Origin of the sequence: Mesorhizobium sp. (assembly GCF_004962925.1) — a bacterium.
Classification (GTDB): domain Bacteria; phylum Pseudomonadota; class Alphaproteobacteria; order Rhizobiales; family Rhizobiaceae; genus Mesorhizobium.
The window spans coordinates 1-20236 of record NZ_SUEO01000025.1 but is presented as its reverse complement, the minus strand read 5'-3'; the positions used below and the strand labels follow the sequence as shown (position 1 = coordinate 20236).

The following is a 20236-nucleotide window of genomic DNA, read 5'->3' as shown; positions in this document are numbered from 1 at the left end:
GCCCGTAGCCGTAGAGGGCGAAGTTCATGCCGATCTCGCCGACGCCGCCGAGCGGCACGAAGACGAGTTCGGCGTTTTCAGCTTTCGCCATGATCTTTCCTTTCCTGGCCGGTCAAACCAAGCCCGTCTAATCTGGGCCCGTCAAACCTGAGCCGACGCGACCGCGCCAAAATGCACATCGCCGGCGGCGATCGTTAGAACCGAACCCTCATCGTCGCGGATCACGAAACGGCAGTCCTCGTCAATGGTCTCGAACGTGCCGCGCACCACATTACCGTCAATTCTGACAGCAACCTGCCCGCCAAGCCCTGCCGCGCGCGCCAGCCAGCGCTGCCTGACGGCGGACAGTCCGCGCCCCTCATTCCACAGCCGCGCATTCTCGCTCCAGGCATCCGACAGCGCCAGAAACAACGTCTCGGCATCGCAAGCAGCGCCCAGCGCGCTAAGCGATGTCGCCGGATAAGGCAAATCTTTGGGATAAGCCACAACATTGACACCGATGCCCACCGCCACCGCGAAGCGATCGCCTTCGAGTATCGCCGATTCCAGCAGGATGCCGGCAAGCTTGGCACCGGAGGCGAGCACATCGTTCGGCCATTTCAGCTCGAAACGGTTTTTCCCATCGCTGCCGCCGTCGAGGCCGATTGCGATCCTGCCCTTCGGCGCGACAGCGTCGAGCGCATCGGCCAGCGCCAGGCCGGCGACGAAGCCGAGCGTCGCGGCGAGACGAAGCTCGGTGTTGGTGACCACCAGCAGCGTTGCCGCCAGATTGCCCTCGGGCGTCGCCCACACCCGGCCGCGCCGGCCACGCCCGCTTTCCTGTTTTTTTGAAACGACCCAAAGCTTTCCCAGGTCCCCCGCCCGCGCACGGTCCAGCGCCAGCGCATTGGTGGAACCGACCGTGTCATGTGCCTCGAGCCGGAATCCTTCCGACGCCGCTGTGGGAGCCAGCCGAAATGCCATCCCGTCAGAAAAATGTCTTGGCGGCGGCTTCGGCATAGGTGCCGATCGGTCCGCCGATCAACACGTAGAACAGCACGAAGGCGCCGCAGACGCCGAGCACGACGCGAAGCTCGGTTGCCATCGGCACAAAGCCGCCGACCGGTTCGTCGAACCACATGATCTTGATGATGCGCAGATAATAATAGGCACCCACCACCGAGGCCAGCACGCCGATGATCGCCAGCGCGTAGAGATTGGCGTTGATGGCGGCGAGGAACACGTACCACTTCCCCCAGAAGCCGGCGAGCGGCGGGATGCCGGCCAGCGAGAACATCAGGATGGTGAGGATCGTCGCCATGATCGGATTGGTCGACGACAGGCCGGCGAGATCACTGATCTGTTCGACATTGCCTTCCTTGCGCCGCATGGCGAGGATGAACGCGAAGGTGCCGAGCGTCATCACCAGATAGATCAGCATGTAGATGGCGACGCCGCGCACGCCGGCCTGGCTGTTGGCGGCGAGGCCGACCAGCGCGTAGCCCATATGGCCGATGGAGGAATAAGCCATCAGCCGCTTGATATTGGTCTGGCCGATGGCCGCGAAGGCGCCCAGCGCCATCGAGGCGATCGAGATGAAGACAATGATCTGCTGCCAGTCTGCGGCGATCGGCTTGAACGCGCCCATGGTGACGCGCACGATCAGCGCCATCGCCGCCATCTTCGGCGCCGCGGCGAGGAAGGCCGTCACCGGCGTCGGTGCGCCTTCATAGACGTCCGGCGTCCACATGTGGAACGGCACCGCCGATATCTTGAAGGCGAGGCCGGCCAGCACGAAGACCAGGCCGAAGACGAGGCCAAGCTGCCGCTCGCCGCCGCCCAGCGCCGTGGCGATTTCCTGGAATCCGGTGTTGCCGGTGTAGCCGTAGACGAGGCTGATGCCGTAAAGCAGCATGCCCGACGACAGCGCGCCGAGGACGAAATATTTCAACCCCGCCTCGGTCGAGCGCAGATTGTCGCGGTTGATCGCCGCCAGCACGTAGATCGCCAGCGATTGCAATTCGAGGCCGAGATAAAGCCCGATCATGCCGTTGGCCGAGATCATCAGCATCATGCCGAGCGTGCACAGCAGGATCAGCACCGGATATTCGAATTTGTCGAAATGCTCGGCCTTGGCGAAACGCATCGACATGACCAGCGTCACCGCTGACCCGATCAGCGCCAGCACCTTCATGAAGCGGGCGAAGGGATCCTGGACGAAGGCTTCGCCATAGGCATAGCCCTGCCCGGTGGAAAAGATCGTCCAGGCGGCGGCAACGACCAAGACGGCGACGGCAAGACCGCTCACCGTGGTGGTGGTGTTGGCGCGCGAATAGGCGCCGAGCATCAGTAGCGCCAGGGCGCCGATGGCGAGGATCAGCTCTGGTGTCGAGAGCGACAGGCTGGAGAGAAGGTCCGGCGTCATGGTTCGCAAACCTCTCAGTCAGTTCGCCGCCGCGGTCTGCGCGGTGTTGATGGATGCGGTGACATTGGTGACGAGCGCCTTGACCGATTCGGCCGTCGCGTCGAAGACCGGCGCCGGGTAGACGCCGAAGAAGATGACCAGCGCGACCAGCGGATAGATGATCACCTTCTCGCGCGCCGACAGGTCGAGCAGGTTTTTCAAGCTTTCCTTGGTCAGCGCGCCGAAGATCACCCGGCGATAGAGCCACAGCGCATATGCCGCCGATAGGACGACGCCGGTGGCGGCGAAGAACGCCACCCAGGTGTTGACCCGGAACACGCCGAGCATGGTCAGGAACTCACCGACAAAGCCGCTGGTGCCGGGCAGGCCGACATTGGCCATGGTGAAGATCATGAACACGGTGGCGTATTTCGGCATGTTGTTGACCAGCCCGCCATAGGCGTCGATGTCGCGCGTGTGCATGCGGTCGTAGATGACACCAACACAGAGGAACAGCGCGCCCGAGACCAGGCCGTGCGACAGCATCTGGAAGATCGCCCCCTGGACGCCTTCCTGGTTCATCGCGAAAATGCCCATGGTGACGAAGCCCATATGGGCGACCGACGAATAGGCGATCAGCTTCTTCATGTCCTCCTGCATCAGCGCCACCAGCGAGGTGTAGATGATGGCGACGACGGACAGCGCGAAGACCAGCGGCGCGAACATCTCCGAGGCGATCGGAAACATCGGCAAGGAGAAGCGCAGGAAACCGTATCCGCCCATCTTCAGCAGGATGGCGGCCAGGATCACCGAACCCGCCGTCGGCGCCTCGACATGGGCGTCCGGCAGCCAGGTGTGCACCGGCCACATCGGCATCTTCACGGCAAAGGACGCGAAGAAGGCGAGCCATAGCCAGGTCTGCATGGTGGCCGGGAAGTTGTGCGTCAGAAGCGTCGGGATGTCGGTGGTGCCGGACTGGAAGAACATCGCCATGATGGCAAGCAGCATCAGCACCGAGCCGGCCAGCGTGTAGAGGAAGAACTTGAACGAGGCATAGACGCGCCGCTTGCCGCCCCACACGCCGATGATGATGAACATCGGGATCAGGCCGGCTTCGAAGAAGACGTAGAACAAAACGATGTCCAGCGCGCAGAACACGCCGATCATCAGCGTCTCCAGCAACAGGAAGGCGATCATGTAGGCCTTGACGCGCGTTTCGATCGATTCCCACGAAGCCAGGATGCAGAGCGGCATCAGGAAGGTGGTCAGGATGACGAACAGCATGGAAATGCCGTCCACGCCCATATGGTAGGAAATGCCGGAATCCAGCCAGGCAAACTTCTCGACGAACTGGAAGCCAGGTTCCGAATTGTCGAAGCCGGTCCAGATGAACAGCGAAATCACGAAGGTGAACGTCGTCGTCAACAGCGCGATGGCGCGGATGTTGCGGCGCGCATTCTCGCTGTCGTCACGGACGAACAGGATGAGCAGCACGCCAACCAGCGGCAGGAAGGTGACCAGCGAGAGGATCGGCCAGGCTGTCATCAGAGCATCATCCAGGTGACGAGTGCGGCAACGCCGATCAGCATGGCGAAGGCGTAGTGATAGAGGTAGCCGGTCTGCAGCTTGACGACCCGGTTGGTGACGTCGACGACGCGCGCCGAAATACCGTCCGGACCCAGCCCGTCGATTACGGTGCCGTCACCGGTCTTCCACAGGAAGTGGCCGAGGCGTTTTGCCGGCCGCACGAACAGGAGATCGAAAAGTTCGTCGAAATACCACTTGTTGAGCAGGAAGGCGTAGAGCCCGCGATGCTGCGCCGCCAGGTTTTTCGGCATTTCCGGCGCGCGGATGTAGAATTGCCAGGCAATCGCAAAGCCGATCAGCATGGCGATGAACGGCGCCAGCTTCACCCACAACGGCACTTCGTGCATGTCGTGTAGGATATGGTTTTCCGGCAGCGTGAACAGCGACGCCTTCCAGAACTCGGCATAGCCCTCGCCGATGAAGGCGCCATGGAAGATCACGCCGGCGAACAGCGAGCCCACCGCCAGGATGAACAGCGGCACCAGCATGACCGGCGGCGATTCATGGACATGGTGCATGACCTCGTGGCTCGCCCGCGGCTGGCCGTGGAAGGTCATGAAGATCAGCCGCCAGGAATAGAAGCTGGTGAAGCAGGCGGCGACGACCAGCAGCACGAAGGCAAGGCCAGCCACCGGATTGTGCGCGGCAAAGGCGCTTTCGATGATCGCGTCCTTGGAGAAGAAGCCGGCGGTGCCGATCACCGTCACCGGAATGCCGACGCCGGTCAGCGCCAGCGTGCCGATCACCATCATCCAGTAGGTCTTCGGAATGAGCGTCCTGAGGCCACCCATCCTGCGCATGTCCTGCTCGTCGGAGACGGCGTGGATCACCGAGCCCGAGCCGAGGAACAGCAGCGCCTTGAAGAAGGCATGCGTAAACAGATGGAAGATCGCCGCGCCATAGGCGCCGACGCCGAGCGCCACGAACATGTAGCCGAGCTGCGAGCAGGTCGAATAGGCGATGACACGCTTGATGTCGTTCTGAACGAGGCCGACGGTCGCCGCGAAGAAGGCGGTGAAGGCGCCGATGAAGGTGACCACGATCAGCGCCGAATGCGACAGTTCGAACAGCGGCGACAGCCGCGCCAGCATGAACACGCCGGCCGTCACCATGGTGGCGGCATGGATGAGCGCCGAGACCGGCGTCGGGCCTTCCATGGCGTCCGGCAGCCAGGTGTGCAGCGGCACCTGTGCCGACTTGCCCATGGCGCCCATGAACAAAAGGAGGCAGACGACGGTCATCGCAGCCTGCTTGTCGAGCGCATAGCCGAGGAAAGTCAGCACGGCAGCACCCTGCGGTGCGCCTTCGGCCGGGATGAACGTCGCCGCATTGGCGAAGATGGTGCCGAGATTGACCGAGCCGAACAGCACGAACACGCCGAAGATACCGAGCGCAAAGCCGAAATCGCCGATGCGATTGACGACGAAGGCTTTGATCGCGGCGGCATTGGCCGACGGCTTCTTGTACCAGAAGCCGATCAGCAGATAGGAAGCGAGGCCGACGCCTTCCCAGCCAAAGAACATCTGCACGAGGTTGTCGGCCGTTACCAGCATCAGCATCGCGAAGGTGAACAGCGACAGATAGGCGAAGAAGCGCGGCCGGTTCGGGTCGTGATGCATGTAGCCGATCGAGTAGATGTGGACCAGCGCCGACACCGTGTTGACCACGACCAGCATCACCACCGTCAGCGTGTCGATCCTGAGCGCCCATGCCGCCTCTAACCCGCCCGACTGGATCCAGCGCATCACCGGCACGGTGAATACCTCGCCCTCGCCGAACCCGACCGAGAAAAAGGCGACCCACGACAGCACGGCCGATATCACCAGGAAGCCAGAGGTGATGTATTCGGACGCCTTGGCGCCGAGCGACGTGCCGAACAGGCCGACGATCAGGAAGCCGAGCAGAGGAAGGAAGACGATGGCCTGATGCATGGTGGTTTCCGTCAACCCTTCATCATGTTCACGTCTTCGACTGCGATCGAACCGCGGTTGCGGAAGAAGACGACGAGAATGGCGAGGCCGATCGCCGCTTCAGCCGCTGCGACCGTCAGCACGAACAGTGCGAACACCTGTCCGACGAGATCGCCGAGCGCTGCCGAGAAGGCGACGAAATTGATGTTGACCGCGAGCAGGATCAGCTCGATCGACATCAGAATGACGATGATGTTCCTGCGGTTGAGGAAAATGCCGAACACGCCGAGCGTGAACAGGATCGCCGATACGGTCAGATAGTGTGCGATGCCGACGGTCATCTCAGATTCCTTCGCCCGTCTTGACCTTGCGGATTTCCATTCCAGTCGCCGGAGTGCGGCCAACCTGGGCAGCGATTGACTGCCGCTTGACGCCCGGCTTATGGCGCAGCGTCAGCACGATGGCGCCGATCATGGCGACCAGCAGTATGAGGCCCGCAACCTGGAAGTAGTAGAGGTAGTCGGTATAGAGGATGTCGCCGAGCGCTGCCGTGTTCGAGCGCGCGGCAAGATCCGGAATGGGCTTTGACACCGTCGCCGCCAGTTGCGGCGCGAACGTATAGCCGCCGAGCACGACGATCAGCTCCGCCGCCAGGATCAGCCCGACCAGCGCGCCGATCGGCGCGTATTGCAGGGCGCCTTCCTTCATTTCGGCAAAATCGACGTCGAGCATCATGACGACGAACAGGAACAGCACCATGACCGCGCCAACATAGACGACGAGCAGGATCATCGCCAGGAACTCGGCGCCGGTCAGCATGAACAGGCCGGCGGCGTTGAAGAAGGTCAGGATCAGGAACAGCACCGAATGCACGGGATTGCGCGCCGAAATGACCATGAACGCCGACGCCACCGCGATAAAGGCGAAGAGGTAGAAAAAGGCCGCCTCTAGTCCACTCAGCATGGGTTCCCCCGGTTCCTGTCCAAACAGGACATTCGTCCTGTTCGATGTTTGCCACGGCCTCCGGCCGGCAAGTTGCGTGTTCCTATCGCATGTTTCGATCGGGTTGAAAGACCCGGATCGAAAGAAAACATGCGACACTTTCAATTCCGGAGGATGATCTTGTCCGAAAAGTCCGCAACTTTTCGGGATCATCCTCTGAACGAGGCCGCTCGCCCCGTCCATGCGTCAAATGTCAGCGGTACGGCGCATCCAGCGACAGGTTGCGCGCCAGTTCGCGCTCCCAGCGGTCGCCATTGGCCAGCAGCTTGTCCTTGTCGTAATAAAGTTCCTCGCGCGTCTCGGTCGCGAATTCAAAATTAGGCCCCTCGACAATGGCGTCGACCGGGCAGGCTTCCTGGCAGAAGCCGCAATAGATGCACTTCACCATATCGATGTCGTAGCGCACGGTGCGGCGCGTGCCGTCGTTGCGTCGCGGGCCGGCCTCGATGGTGATGGCTTGCGCCGGGCAGATCGCCTCGCACAATTTGCAGGCGATGCAGCGTTCCTCGCCGTTCGGATAGCGGCGCAGCGCATGCTCGCCGCGGAAGCGCGGGCTGATCGGCCCCTTCTCGTGCGGATAGTTGATCGTCTCCTTCGGCGCAAAGAACTGGCGCATCGACAGGAAGAAGGCGCTGACGAAGTCCTGCAGGAGCAGCGACTTTGCGGCTTGGGCTAGAGCGGACATCACGCAAACCCCGTGATCTTGAGGAACGCGGCGACAATCACCACCATCGCCAGCGAGATCGGCAGGAAGACCTTCCAGCCGAGCCGCATCAGCTGGTCGTAGCGGTAGCGCGGCACGAAGGCCTTCACCATGGAGATCATGAAGAACACCAGGCAGACCTTGAGCACGAACCAGATCAGACCGGGCACCCAGGTGAAGGGAGCGAAGTCGAAGGGCGGCAGCCAGCCGCCGAGGAACAGGATGGTGGCCAGCGCGCACATCAAAACGATGGCGACATACTCGCCGAGGAAGAACAGCAGGAACGGCGTCGACGAATATTCGACCATATGGCCGGCGACGAGCTCCGATTCGGCTTCCACAAGGTCGAAAGGCGGGCGGTTCGTCTCGGCCAGCGCCGAGATAAAGAAGATGACGAACATCGGGAACAGCGACAGCCAATGCCAGTCGAGGAAGGTGTTGGGCAGGCCGACCCGCGTACCCAATCCATCCTGCTGCGACAGCACGATATCGGACAAATTGAGCGAGCCGACGCAAAGCAGCACGGTGACGATGACGAAGCCGATCGAGACTTCGTAGGACACCATCTGCGCCGCCGAGCGCAGCGCGCCGAGGAATGGGTATTTCGAGTTGGATGCCCAGCCGCCCATGATCACGCCATAGACCTCGAGCGAGGAGATGGCGAAGACATAGAGGATGCCGACATTGACGTTGGCGATCGCCCAGCCCTCGTTGACCGGAATGACCGCCCAGGCCGAGATCGCCAGCACCGCCGACACCAGCGGCGCCAGCAGAAAAACGCCCTTGTTGGCGCCGGACGGAATCACCGGTTCCTTGAACACGAACTTCAGAAGGTCGGCGAAAGCCTGCAGCGTGCCCCATGGGCCGACGACGTTCGGGCCGCGGCGCAACTGCACCGCCGCCCAGATCTTGCGGTCCGCGTACAGGATGTAGGCGACGAAGATCAACAGCACGACGATCAGCACGACCGACTTCAACAGGATGATCAGCGCCGGCAGCACGTAGAAGGAGAAGAAGGTGTCCATGCTTATTCCGCCGCCTGCCTGAAGCCGTTTTTCGCCAGCGCCGAGCATTCCGCCATCACGGCGGAAGCCCGCGCGATCGGGTTGGTCAGGTAGAAATCCTTGACCGGCGAAGTGAAGGCGCCCTTGTTCAGCCGCCCGCCGAGCTTCGCTACCCCGGCGATATCATCGGCGTTGCCGGCCGCGACCTGGTCGATGCGGGCGAGATGCGGGTATTCCGAATAGAGTTTTGCGCGAAGCTGCGGCAGCGAATCGAACGGCAGCTTCTTGCCAAGCACATCCGACAGCGCCCGCAGGATTGCCCAGTCCTCGCGCGCATCGCCCGGCGCGAAGCCGGCGCGATTGGTCTGCTGCACGCGGCCCTCGGTGTTGACGTAGGTACCCGATTTTTCGGTATACGCGGCACCCGGCAGGATGACATTGGCGCGGTGTGCGCCCTGATCGCCATGCGTGCCGATATAGACGACGAAGGCGCCGCCGGTCTTGGCCATGTCGATCTCGTCGGCGCCGAGCAGGAACAGCACGTCCGTGTCGCCCAGCATGCCGGCGACGTTCTTGCCGCCCTCGCCCGGCACGAAGCCGACATCGAGCCCGCCGACCCGCCCCGCCGCAGCGTGCAGCACGGCAAAGCCGTTCCAGTCGGCTCTCGCGGCATTGACGGCGATGGCGAGCTTGGCCGCCTGGCCGAGCACGGCCGCGCCATCCGAACGCGCAAGCGCGCCCTGGCCGACTATAACAAGCGGGTGTGTCGCCTTTTTCAGCACCTGGAAAAACTTGCCGTTGCCGTCGGCTAGATCCTTCAGCGATTCCGTTCCGGCGCCGAGCTGCTCATAGTCGTAGCGGGTATCGCCGACATCGCCGATGACGCCGACCGGCAGGTTGCCGACCCGCCAGCGCTTACGGATGCGGGCGTTGAGCAAGGACGCTTCGAAGCGCGGATTGGCGCCGATGATCAGCACCGCGTCGGCCTGCTCGATGCCCTCGATGGTCGGGTTGAAGATATAGCTTGCCCGGCCGAGCGACGGATCGAGCGCGGTACCATCCTGACGGCAATCGGTGTTCTTCGAGCCGAGCGAGGCCATCAGCAGCTTCAGCGCATAGATCTCCTCGACGGCGGCGAGATCGCCGGCAATGGCGCCGATCTTGTCGGGTGCGGCGCTCGACACCGCTTCCTTGATCGCCGAAAAAGCCTCGGCCCAGCTTGCCGGGGTCAGCTTGCCGTCCTTGCGTACGTAGGGCCGGTCGAGGCGCTGGGTGCGCAAGCCGTCCCAGATGAAGCGGGTCTTGTCGGAAATCCACTCTTCGTTCACCGCCTCGTTGGTACGCGGCAGGATGCGCATCACCTCGCGGCCCCTGGAATCGACACGGATCGCCGAGCCGACAGCATCCATCACATCGATGGATTCGGTCTTGGTCAGCTCCCACGGCCGCGCCTGGAAGGCGTAGGGTTTGGAGGTCAGCGCACCGACGGGGCAAAGGTCGATGACGTTGCCCTGCAGTTCCGAGGTCATCGCGCTTTCGAGATAGGTGGTGATCTCGGCGTCCTCGCCGCGGCCAATCAGGCCGAGCTCGGAAATGCCGGCAATTTCGGTGGTGAAGCGGACGCAGCGCGTGCAATGGATGCAGCGGTTCATGATCGTCTTGACCAGCGGCCCGATATATTTGTCTTCGACCGCCCGCTTGTTCTCGTGATAGCGCGAGGAATCGACGCCGAACGCCATCGCCTGGTCCTGCAGGTCGCACTCGCCGCCCTGGTCGCAGATCGGGCAATCGAGCGGATGGTTGATCAGCAGGAATTCCATCACGCCTTCCCGGGCCTTCTTGACCATCGGCGTGTTGGTGAAGATTTCCGGCGTTTCGCCGTTCGGTCCGGGGCGCAGATCGCGCACGCCCATGGCGCAGGACGCCTGCGGCTTGGGCGGCCCGCCCTTCACCTCGATCAGGCACATGCGGCAATTGCCGGCGATCGACAGCCGCTCATGGAAGCAGAAGCGCGGCACTTCCGCACCGGCGTCCTCGGCCGCCTGCAGCAGCGTATAGTGGTCGGGTACAGTAATCTCTTTCCCGTCGACCTTGAGCTTTGCCATGTCGTCTCAAACCCCTGCGGACGTTCCGCAATCTTTCTTTCCGGGCGCAGCCGAAACCGCGCGCGGCATTGAATTCAATGTTTGGCCTCGGCCAGCGCCGCCGCCTGGCCAAGCCAGTCGTCGCGATCGATGCGGCCGTTGAACGACAGATAATCGTCGACCCAGGCGATCTCTTCCGGCGTCCATGCCGCGATCTGGCCGTATGTCCAGATGCCCAAGCCGTTCAGCACCTTTTCCAGCTTCGGCCCGATGCCTGATATCGCCTTGAGATCGGCCGGATTTGCCGGACGATCCGTGGCTTTGGGCTGCTTGAAATCCTCCGGCATCAACCCGGCCGGTGCCGCAGGCGCATCCACCACGCTCCGTGCATCATCCATGCTGTTCGCCGCTATGTCATTCACGTCCCTGGCGAAGGACTGCGCCTTGGCGATCAGGGTTTTCGTCGCCGCGCGAGCCTTGGTCGAGGAGCTTGTCCCTGCCTCCGAAAAGCGTTCGACCCTGGCATCGAAATCGTCGACGATCGGCTGGAAGAGGCGCTGCGAGGCCTCGGCGGCGCCCGAGAGCGCGCCCATCCACACGCCAAAGGCATGATTGGCAAGCCCGATGCCGAGCGCCGACATCGCTGCCGCACCCGCGACAGGGTGCGCCAGGAGATTGACGGCGCTCGCCATCTCGTTCGGCATCATCCTGGTCAGGTCCTGGTTCATCTTCTCGAACGGGTCCAAATCTGGCATCAAATGATCGGGTTTCGAATGCAGCGACATAGGTGGTCTCCTGGTCGTTTCTTCCGTTTGCCCCGAGCCTGTTTCTTCAAATCGGGCATTTGCCCGTATTCAAATCGGGCACTCGCCCGTACCTCGAATTCGTCTCTATTCCGCCGCCACCATCACCGGCTCTGCCCGGTGCGCATTGCGCGAAAACTCGTCGATACGCCGCTCCACCTCGCCGCGGAAATGCCGCATCAGGCCCTGGATTGGCCATGCCGCTGCATCGCCCAGCGCGCAGATCGTGTGGCCCTCGACCTGTTTGGTCACGTCGAGCAGCATGTCGATCTCACGCTTCTGCGCCTCGCCGCGCACTAGGCGCTCCATCACCCGCCACATCCAGCCGGTGCCTTCGCGGCAAGGCGTGCACTGGCCGCAGCTCTCGTGCTTGTAGAAATAGGAAAGCCGCGCGATCGCCTTCACGATATCGGTCGATTTGTCCATGACGATGACAGCCGCCGTGCCGAGGCCCGATTTCAGGTCGCGCAGCGCATCGAAATCCATCGGCGCGTCGATAATCTGCTCCGCCGGCACCAGCGGCACCGAAGCGCCACCCGGAATGACCGCCAGCAGATTGTCCCAGCCGCCTCGAATGCCGCCGCAATGCGTCTCGATCAGCTCCCGGAACGGGATCGACATCGCCTCTTCGACGGTGCACGGATTGTTGACGTGGCCGGAGATGCAGAACAGCTTGGTGCCGACATTGTTGGGCCGACCGAAGGACGAGAACCAGGCAGCGCCACGGCGCAGGATGGTCGGCGCCACGGCGATGGACTCGACATTGTTGACCGTCGTCGGGCAGCCATAGAGGCCGACATTGGCCGGAAATGGCGGCTTCAGCCGCGGCTGGCCCTTCTTGCCTTCGAGGCTTTCGAGCAGCGCCGTTTCTTCGCCGCAGATATAGGCGCCGGCGCCATGGTGCATGTAGATGTCGAAATCGTAGCCGGACGTGTTGTTCTTGCCGATCAGCTTGGCTTCATAGGCCTCGTCAATGGCGCGCTGCAGCGCCTCGCGCTCGCGGATGAACTCGCCGCGCACATAGATGTATGCGGCGATCGCGCCCATGGCGAAGCCGGCGATCAGGCAGCCCTCGACCAGCGTGTGCGGGTCATGGCGCAATATATCGCGGTCCTTGCAGGTGCCGGGCTCGGATTCGTCGGCGTTGACGACGAGATAGCTCGGCCGGCCGTCGCTCTGCTTGGGCATGAACGACCATTTCAGCCCGGTCGGGAAGCCGGCGCCGCCGCGACCGCGCAAGCCGGATGCCTTCATCTCGTTGACGATCCAATCGCGCCCCTTGGCGATGATGCCTGGCGTGTTGTCCCAGGCGCCGCGCGCCATCGCGCCGGCCAGCGACTTGTCGAAGCGGCCGTAGATGTTGTTGAAGATGCGGTCTCTGTCCTGAAGCATTGTTCGTTCCTCAGACCGGCTTCTTGCCGAAGACGCGGATATATTCGGCGACCCCGCCCTTGGCGAGCGCCTTGGCCTGCTTGACCCAGTCTTCGCGCTCGATGCGGCCGTGGAAGCTGAGATAGCCGTCGACCCATTCGCGCTCGGCCTTCTTCCAGGACGCGACTTGCGCGTAGGTGAAGATGCCAAGCGAATGCAGGATGCCTTCGATCTTCGGGCCGACTCCCGAGATCAGCTTGAGATCGTCGACCAGTGCCGGCTTTGCGATGCCGGCCGGGCGGTTCTTGTCGTCGAGCGAAGGCTTGGTCAGCTTGGCCGCGGCGCCGAGCTGTGCGCCCTTGGCTTCTGGCGCCTTGAAAGCAGCCGCGGGCTCGGCCTTCGTCTTGGGACCGCTACGCTGTTTCGAAACCTTTTCGACTTCCGGCGCGGCCTTGTTGGCGTTGGCAGCCGAATGCCGCGGTGCGGCGACGCTCGCCGCCTTTTCCGTCTCTGGTGCGACCTTCGTCGGGGAAGGCGATCTCAGCGCCGGGCTGGTTTCGGGCGCGTCGGTCTTCGGCTTGCTGGCCTTCGACGGCGCAACGGGGGCAGCCGATGCCTGCGCGACCGGGGCTGCCGGCGCGGTGACGGCAGTCGACGCTGCACCTTGCGCGGCCTTGGCCGCTGCCTTGGCTTCCCTGTCGCGGGTCGTTTTCAGGATTGCCTTTTCGCTCTTCAGCGTCGTCAGGCCGGTGATCGGCTCGGAGGTGATGCGGCCGTTCTGCGGCCCCGGCGGCACCGAGGCGCCCTTGCCGGCATCATAGAGGTCGATGATCTCGGCAAGCCGCTCCGGCGTCAGATCCTCGAACGTGTCCTTGAAAATCATCACCATCGGCGCGTTGACGCAGGCGCCGAGGCATTCCACCTCTTCCCACGACAGCGTACCCTTGTCGTTGGTGTGGAACTGGTCGTGATGGATCTTCGAGCGGCACACATCCATCAGCGCTTCCGAGCCGCGCAGCATGCAGGGCGTGGTGCCGCAGACCTGGATATGCGCGCGGGTGCCGACCGGATTGAGCTGGTACTGCGTGTAGAAGGTCGCGACTTCGAGCCCACGGATGTAGGGCATGTCGAGCATATCGGAGATCGTCTCGATCGCCGCTTTGGTCACCCAGCCTTCCTGCTCCTGCGCCAGCATCAGCAACGGGATGATCGCGGACTGCTCGCGGCCCTTCGGATACTTCTTGATCCATTGCTTGGCCGCTGCCGCGTTCGCCCGGTTGAAGGCGAAGGAGGCTGGCTGGAGGCTGGCTTCTGCGAGACGGCGGACTGACATTTAGCGATCGACCTCACCAAACACGATGTCGAGGGAGCCGAGAACGGCGGTGACGTCGGCCAGCATGTGGCCACGGCACAGGAAATCCATGGCCTGGAGATGGGCGAAGCCGGGCGCGCGCAGCTTGCAGCGGTAGGGCTTGTTGGTGCCGTCCGAGACCAGGTAGACGCCAAACTCGCCTTTCGGCGCTTCGACCGCCGCATAGACCTCGCCCGCCGGCACGCGGTAGCCTTCGGTGTAGAGCTTGAAGTGATGGATCAGCGCTTCCATCGAGCGCTTCATCGCAGCGCGCTTTGGCGGCACCACCTTGCCGTCGAGATTCGATACCGGCCCCGTGCCTTCCTTGCCGAGCAACAGGTCGACGCACTGCCGCATGATCTTCGCCGACTGGCGCATCTCTTCCATGCGTACGAGGTAACGGTCGAAGCAGTCGCCGTTCTTGCCGATCGGAATGTCGAAATCCATCTCGGCATAGCATTCATAGGGCTGCGACTTGCGCAGGTCCCAGGCGACGCCCGAACCACGCACCATGACGCCGGAAAAGCCCCAGGCCCAGGCATCGGCCAGCGAGACGATGCCGATGTCGACATTGCGCTGCTTGAAGATGCGGTTGCCGGTCAGCAGTGCGTCGAGATCGTCGAGCGATTTCAGGAACGGGTCGATCCAGTTGCCGATATCCTCGACCAGCTTCTGCGGCAGGTCCTGGTGGACGCCGCCTGGCCGGAAATAGGCCGCATGCATGCGCGAGCCGCTGGCCCGTTCATAGAACACCATCAGCTTTTCGCGCTCGACGAAGCCCCACAGGGGCGGTGTCAGCGCGCCGACATCCATCGCCTGCGTCGTCACATTGAGGATGTGCGACATGATGCGGCCGATCTCGCAATAGAGCACGCGGATCAGCTGGCCGCGCTTCGGCACCTCGATGCCGAGCAGCCGCTCGGCGGCAAGCGCAAAGGCATGCTCCTGGTTCATCGGCGCGCAATAGTCGAGCCGGTCGAGATAAGGCACGGCCTGCAGATATGTCTTCGCCTCGATCAGCTTCTCGGTACCGCGATGCAACAGTCCGATATGCGGATCGACGCGATCGACGACTTCACCATCGAGCTCCAGCACGAGGCGCAAAACGCCATGCGCCGCAGGATGTTGCGGGCCGAAATTGATGTTGAAGTTGCGAACGGAAGTCTCAGCCACGGCTCACGCGTCTCCAGGCCATTTCTTGAACGCCACAACCCACAAAAGAACGAGATTCAGAAGCGGGACAACCATCAAGATGCTCAATGCGGAGGGCCAACCGGCTCTCGGAAAGATCCGCCAGTACGGCACGATCAAAGACGCAAAAATAATCATGAGAATCAGCCAATGAAAAACGGAGAAGCTGCCCATCAACACGCCCTCATTGTTTTGCCTTCTCGTCGCCTGGCAGGACGTAATCCGTACCTTCCCACGGCGACAGAAAATCGAAATTGCGGAATTCCTGCTTCAATTCCACCGGCTCGTAGATGACCCGCTTGGCTTCGTCGTCGTAGCGCACCTCGACGAAGCCGGTCAGCGGGAAATCCTTGCGCAGCGGATGACCCTCGAAGCCGTAATCAGTCAGAATCCGCCTGAGATCGGGATGACCCGAAAACAGCACGCCATAGAGATCGTAGGTTTCGCGCTCGAACCAGTCGGCGCCGGGATAAACGCCGGTGATCGACGGCACCACGGTCTCCTCGTCGGCCTGGACCTTGATGCGGATGCGAATATTCTGCTTCGGCGACAGCAGATGATAGACGACGTCAAAGCGCTTGGCCCGCGACGGATAATCAGCGCCGCACACGTCGATGATCGAGATGAACTGGCAGTTTTTATCGTCGCGCAGAAAGGTCACCACCTCGATCAGATCGTGCGGCTCGACCGAGATGGTGAGTTCGCCATAGGCAAACACCGCATCGCTTATCCGGCCGCTCAGCTTCTCGCCGAGATAGGTCGAGAGTTCATTCAACGACAGGTTCATCATCCCGTTCACCGCTCGATCGTGCCGGTGCGGCGGATCTTCTTCTGCAGCAGAAGGATGCCGTAGAGCAGCGCTTCGGCGCTCGGCGGACAGCCGGGCACGTAGATGTCGACCGGCACGACGCGGTCGCAGCCGCGCACCACCGAATAGGAATAGTGGTAATAGCCGCCGCCATTGGCGCAGGAGCCCATCGAGATGACGTAGCGCGGCTCCGGCATCTGGTCGTAGACCTTGCGCAGCGCTGGCGCCATCTTGTTGGTCAGCGTGCCGGCGACGATCATGATGTCGGACTGACGCGGAGACGCGCGAGGCGCAACACCGAACCTCTCGGAGTCATAGCGCGGCATCGACGTGTGAATCATCTCGACCGCGCAGCAGGCGAGACCAAAGGTCATGAACATCAGCGAGCCGCTGCGCGCCCATGTGATCAGCGCCTCGGTCGAGGTGACGAGAAAACCCTTGTCGGCCAGCTCGTTGTTGATCTCGAGGAAGAAAGGATCATTCGCCCCCACCGGCTTTCCGGTGCTGGGGTCGAGAATGCCTTTTGGCTTCGGCGCGACGAGCGTGCCGGAATTGTCGCTCAATCCCATTCCAGCGCTCCTTTCTTCCATTCATAGGCAAAGCCGATGGTCAGCACCGCCAAAAACACCATCATCGACCAGAAACCGAGCATGCCGATCTGGCTGAAAGACACGGCCCACGGAAACAGGAAGGCCACTTCCAGATCGAAGATGATGAACAGGATCGACACCAGGTAGAAGCGGATGTCGAACTTCATGCGGGCGTCGTCGAACGAGTTGAAGCCGCACTCATAGGCGGAAAGCTTTTCCGGATCGGGGTTGCGGTAGGCCACCAGGAAGGGTGCGGCCAGCAGCGCCAGGCCGACGACCAGCGCCACGCCGATGAACAGGACGATGGGCAGGTACGAACTCAACAATGCGTTCATGCTGCGGCTTTCCGTTGGCGGCCAATCCACTCTGATTACAGCACCGGACCCACTTGCGGAAGCGTGACAGTTTAACCACTGAACCGTTTTAGGGGGCTCTATGCTGCAACGCGGCGAGGGTTAGCGCAGGGCTTTCGGCGAAGCAAGTCAAACCTTGTTCAAAACACGGTGCTGGACGGCATATCCGGATAAACTGGTCCGATCTGCTCCTGTTTGATTTCCTTCACTTTTTACTCCACTTTTCTCTCCTGACATAGATGCCGCCAAAACGCTGCTAGCATGGCACGGAATCATCGCCCGACCTTTGGTCAAACGCCAACAGAGTGCCGTCTGCATGAAGGAAAAAATCTCGCTCGCCATGGCCCGGCGCATCGCGCTTGCCGCACAGGGGTTTGCCGACCCTCGCCCTAACGGCACGCCCGATCGCCGCCATCTGGCCCGTGTGCTTGGCCGGACCGGCCTGCTGCAGATCGATTCCGTCAGCGCGGTGGTGCGCGCCCACTATATGCCGCTTTATTCGCGACTTGGCCCCTACCCGCTTGCGCTGCTCGATAACGCCGCCGTGACGCGCAAGCGCACGGTCTTCGAATATTGGGCGCATGAAGCCTCTTTTCTACCGGTCGAAACCTATCCGCTGATGCGCTGGCGCATGGAACGGGCCGAGCGCGGCGAGGAAATGTATAATGGGCTGGCCAAGTGGGGGCGCGAACGCACCGCTTATATTGAAGACATTTACCGCGAGGTTGTGTCGCGCGGCCCGATCGCCGCATCGGCTCTCGAAGGCCAAAAGGGAAACGGCGGCTGGTGGGGCTGGAGCGACGCCAAGCACGCTTTTGAATGGCTGTTCTGGGCCGGCCGCATCACCACGGCATCACGTCGTGGCTTCGAGCGGCTTTATGATCTGCCGGAACGGGTGCTGCCGCCGGCAATACTCAGCTTGCCGGTGCCCTCCCCTGAGGACGCGCATCTCGAATTGCTGCGCATCTCCGCCCGCGCCCACGGCGTCGCGACAGCGGGCGACCTGCGCGACTATTTCCGCCTCTCTCCGGCCGACATCAAGGGTCGCATCGAGGAACTGGTCGAGGCAGGTGATCTTTTGCCGGTTCGCGTCGAAGGCTGGGACAAGCCAGCCTATCTTCACAAGGACGCCCGTTTTCCGCGCAACATCGAGGCACGCGCCCTACTCGCGCCGTTCGATCCTGTCGTCTTCGAGCGGGCGCGTACGGAAAGACTGTTCGACTTCCGTTATCGCATCGAGATCTACACCCCTGCCGAGAAGCGCCAGTACGGTTACTATGTGCTCCCGTTCCTGCTCGGCGAAAGGATCGTGGCGCGCATCGACCTCAAGGCCGACCGCCCGGCCGGCGTGCTGCGTGTCCATGCCGCCTATGCCGAGCCCGGCGCCCCGCCTGAAACGGCGCCGCAGCTCTTCGAGGAATTGAAGCAAATGCAGGGCTGGCTCGGTCTGGAACGCATCGAGGTGACGCCTGCGGGTGACCTGGGCCAACCGCTTGCCGACATTGCCGCGTCGTAGACGTGCGTTGACACGACTGCCTGCACAAGCCTAAATCCGGTCCAGACGGTCTCCTCTCGGCAAAGGGAGGAGCCAAGAGGGAATGCGGTGCGAAATTCCGATTTCAAATCCGCGGCTGTCCCCGCAACTGTAAGCGACGAGCCAAGGCCGAAAACCACTGGGACGGTCCCGGGAAGGCGGCACCAAGGCGATGACCCGCGAGCCAGGAGACCTGCCGTCTAGGACATACGAATCCGATCGCCTGGCGGGTTTTCCGGGCAAGGAGCCTGATTTGGAACGCGACAGCAGTTTTTCGGCTGAGACAGCGGACGTATTGTCCGGCGATAGTGATGCCATGGCCGGCGTCACGGTGATTGTCTGCGCCTCCTGCCGTGATGAGACCGGCTCCGACGCCCATCCCCGCGCCGGCCAATTATTGGCCGAAGACACGCGCCGCGCCGCTTCCGGCGAAAATATCCGTATCCGCACCGTCGAATGCCTCGGCAACTGCAAGCGCCGGCTGAGCGCCGCGATCCTGCGCGACGGCTGCTGGAGCTATGTCTTCGGCGACCTGACCGCGACAAGCGGCGCCGATCTCGTCGCTGGCGCAAAGCTCTTCGCCACCTCGACGGACGGCCTCATTCCGTGGCGCGGCCGCCCCGATTGCCTGAAGCGAGGCCTCGTTGCCCGCATCCCTCCCCTCGACCTTTTGAAGGACCAGATATGACCGCTTCCGTCTCCCGCGTGCCCTGCACCGTCGTCACCGGCTTCCTCGGCGCCGGCAAGACGACGCTGATCCGCCATCTGCTCGAAAACGCTGGGGGCAAGCGGCTGGCCATCATCGTCAACGAGTTCGGCGACATCGGCATCGACGGCGAGATCCTGAAAGGCTGCGGCATCGACACCTGCCCCGAGGAGAACATCGTCGAGTTGGCCAATGGCTGCATATGCTGCACCGTCGCCGATGACTTCGTCCCCGCACTTGACCAGATCCTGTCGTTGACGCCGAGGGTCGACCATATCCTGATCGAAACCTCCGGCCTCGCTCTGCCCAAGCCGCTGGTCCAGGCCTTCCAGTGGCCGACGGTGAAGAGCCGGGTGACGGTCGACGGCGTCATCGCTGTGGTCGATGGACCGGCGCTGGCTGATGGCCGCGTTGCCAACGACATGGATGCCCTGCAGGCGCAGCGCGCACAGGACGAGACGCTCGACCACGACGATCCGATCGAGGAGGTCTTCGAGGACCAGCTCGCCTGCGCCGACCTGATTATATTGTCGAAGAGCGACCTGATGGACGCCGCCGGCTCAGCCCGTGCCAATGCCATCATCGGCGAGCACACCGCGCGCGCCGTCAAGATCGTGCCGACCTCGCAGGGTAAGGTCGATCCGTCTGTGCTGCTCGGCCTTGGCCTCGCCGTCGAGGACGATATCGAGAACCGCAAGACCCACCATGACGACGAACTCGACCACGAGCATGACGATTTCGACTCCTTCGTCATCGACATTCCGTCGATCGCCAATCCCGATGAGCTGGCTTTGCGCGTCGCCACGGCGGCGGAGGAAGAAAACGTGCTGCGCGTCAAGGGTTTCGTCGAAGTCGG

19 protein-coding genes and 1 riboswitch are annotated in these 20236 nt (G+C 62.5%); of the genes, 3 read left to right on the top strand and 16 right to left on the bottom strand.

All coding sequences use genetic code 11. From position 1 onward, the window contains the following. Positions 1-141 precede the first annotated feature (141 nt). The 16 genes from E5W87_RS08225 to E5W87_RS08150 all read right to left on the bottom strand — a co-directional run bounded on the left by E5W87_RS08225 (position 142) and on the right by E5W87_RS08150 (position 17122). On the bottom strand, positions 142-963 hold the full coding sequence (locus E5W87_RS08225) for a biotin--[acetyl-CoA-carboxylase] ligase (protein WP_292395731.1): 822 nt from the start codon (positions 961-963) through the stop codon (positions 142-144). A gap of 4 nt (positions 964-967) precedes the next feature. Continuing rightward, positions 968-2404 (bottom strand): NADH-quinone oxidoreductase subunit NuoN, encoded by a 1437-nt coding sequence (gene nuoN / locus E5W87_RS08220; RefSeq protein ID WP_292395728.1) that lies wholly within the window; start codon positions 2402-2404, stop codon positions 968-970. An 18-nt stretch (positions 2405-2422) separates the two neighbouring features. After that, the gene (locus E5W87_RS08215) at positions 2423-3928 is read right to left on the bottom strand and encodes an NADH-quinone oxidoreductase subunit M (protein WP_292395725.1); all 1506 of its coding nucleotides are present in this window, start codon (positions 3926-3928) and stop codon (positions 2423-2425) included. Next, a complete protein-coding gene (gene nuoL, locus E5W87_RS08210) occupies positions 3928-5901 on the bottom strand; it encodes an NADH-quinone oxidoreductase subunit L (protein WP_292395722.1) in 1974 nt (657 codons plus the stop codon). Before nuoL ends, E5W87_RS08215 begins: the two co-directional genes overlap by 1 nt. A gap of 11 nt (positions 5902-5912) precedes the next feature. Beyond that, the gene (gene nuoK, locus E5W87_RS08205) at positions 5913-6221 is read right to left on the bottom strand and encodes an NADH-quinone oxidoreductase subunit NuoK (protein ID WP_006335669.1); all 309 of its coding nucleotides are present in this window, start codon (positions 6219-6221) and stop codon (positions 5913-5915) included. 1 nt (position 6222) lies between these two features. Further along, on the bottom strand, positions 6223-6843 hold the full coding sequence (locus E5W87_RS08200; protein WP_292395718.1) for an NADH-quinone oxidoreductase subunit J: 621 nt from the start codon (positions 6841-6843) through the stop codon (positions 6223-6225). Between the two features lie 232 nt (positions 6844-7075). Then, positions 7076-7567 carry an NADH-quinone oxidoreductase subunit NuoI gene (nuoI, locus tag E5W87_RS08195; protein ID WP_292395717.1) on the bottom strand — a complete coding sequence of 164 codons (492 nt, stop codon included), beginning with the start codon at positions 7565-7567 and terminating at the stop codon, positions 7076-7078. Then, positions 7567-8610: an NADH-quinone oxidoreductase subunit NuoH gene (gene nuoH, locus E5W87_RS08190; protein ID WP_095483491.1), complete on the bottom strand. Its 1044-nt coding sequence runs from the start codon at positions 8608-8610 to the stop codon at positions 7567-7569. Before nuoH ends, nuoI begins: the two co-directional genes overlap by 1 nt. Positions 8611-8612: 2 nt before the next feature. Further along, positions 8613-10694 carry an NADH-quinone oxidoreductase subunit NuoG gene (nuoG, locus tag E5W87_RS08185; RefSeq protein ID WP_292395716.1) on the bottom strand — a complete coding sequence of 694 codons (2082 nt, stop codon included), beginning with the start codon at positions 10692-10694 and terminating at the stop codon, positions 8613-8615. A 74-nt stretch (positions 10695-10768) separates the two neighbouring features. Continuing rightward, positions 10769-11458, bottom strand: a complete 690-nt coding sequence (locus E5W87_RS08180) for an NADH-ubiquinone dehydrogenase (RefSeq protein ID WP_292395714.1) — start codon at positions 11456-11458, stop codon at positions 10769-10771. Positions 11459-11563: 105 nt separating this feature from the next. Further along, the gene (gene nuoF, locus E5W87_RS08175; RefSeq protein ID WP_127204822.1) at positions 11564-12868 is read right to left on the bottom strand and encodes an NADH-quinone oxidoreductase subunit NuoF; all 1305 of its coding nucleotides are present in this window, start codon (positions 12866-12868) and stop codon (positions 11564-11566) included. A gap of 10 nt (positions 12869-12878) precedes the next feature. Beyond that, a complete protein-coding gene (locus E5W87_RS08170) occupies positions 12879-14180 on the bottom strand; it encodes an NADH-quinone oxidoreductase subunit E (protein WP_292395712.1) in 1302 nt (433 codons plus the stop codon). Beyond that, positions 14181-15371, bottom strand: coding sequence for an NADH-quinone oxidoreductase subunit D (locus E5W87_RS08165; protein ID WP_292395711.1), 1191 nt, complete (start codon positions 15369-15371; stop codon positions 14181-14183). Between the two features lie 202 nt (positions 15372-15573). After that, positions 15574-16176 (bottom strand): NADH-quinone oxidoreductase subunit C, encoded by a 603-nt coding sequence (locus E5W87_RS08160; RefSeq protein WP_292395810.1) that lies wholly within the window; start codon positions 16174-16176, stop codon positions 15574-15576. Between the two features lie 8 nt (positions 16177-16184). Continuing rightward, positions 16185-16766 (bottom strand): NADH-quinone oxidoreductase subunit B family protein, encoded by a 582-nt coding sequence (locus E5W87_RS08155; RefSeq protein ID WP_027156092.1) that lies wholly within the window; start codon positions 16764-16766, stop codon positions 16185-16187. Further along, positions 16757-17122 (bottom strand): NADH-quinone oxidoreductase subunit A, encoded by a 366-nt coding sequence (locus E5W87_RS08150; protein ID WP_023798850.1) that lies wholly within the window; start codon positions 17120-17122, stop codon positions 16757-16759. The genes E5W87_RS08155 and E5W87_RS08150 overlap by 10 nt, the downstream gene beginning before the upstream one ends. A 334-nt stretch (positions 17123-17456) precedes the next feature. Between E5W87_RS08150 and E5W87_RS08145 the strand changes: the two genes are divergently transcribed. From E5W87_RS08145 to cobW, 3 genes are all read left to right on the top strand, one after another. Continuing rightward, positions 17457-18656 carry a winged helix-turn-helix domain-containing protein gene (locus E5W87_RS08145; RefSeq protein ID WP_292395709.1) on the top strand — a complete coding sequence of 400 codons (1200 nt, stop codon included), beginning with the start codon at positions 17457-17459 and terminating at the stop codon, positions 18654-18656. 29 nt (positions 18657-18685) lie between these two features. Then, positions 18686-18890, top strand: a riboswitch (cobalamin riboswitch). Between the two features lie 37 nt (positions 18891-18927). Next, positions 18928-19362, top strand: coding sequence for a DUF1636 family protein (locus E5W87_RS08140; protein WP_292395707.1), 435 nt, complete (start codon positions 18928-18930; stop codon positions 19360-19362). Continuing rightward, the coding region (cobW, locus tag E5W87_RS08135) for a cobalamin biosynthesis protein CobW (RefSeq protein ID WP_292395705.1) at positions 19359-20236 on the top strand (878 nt) is incomplete at its 3' end. The genes E5W87_RS08140 and cobW, both read left to right, overlap by 4 nt.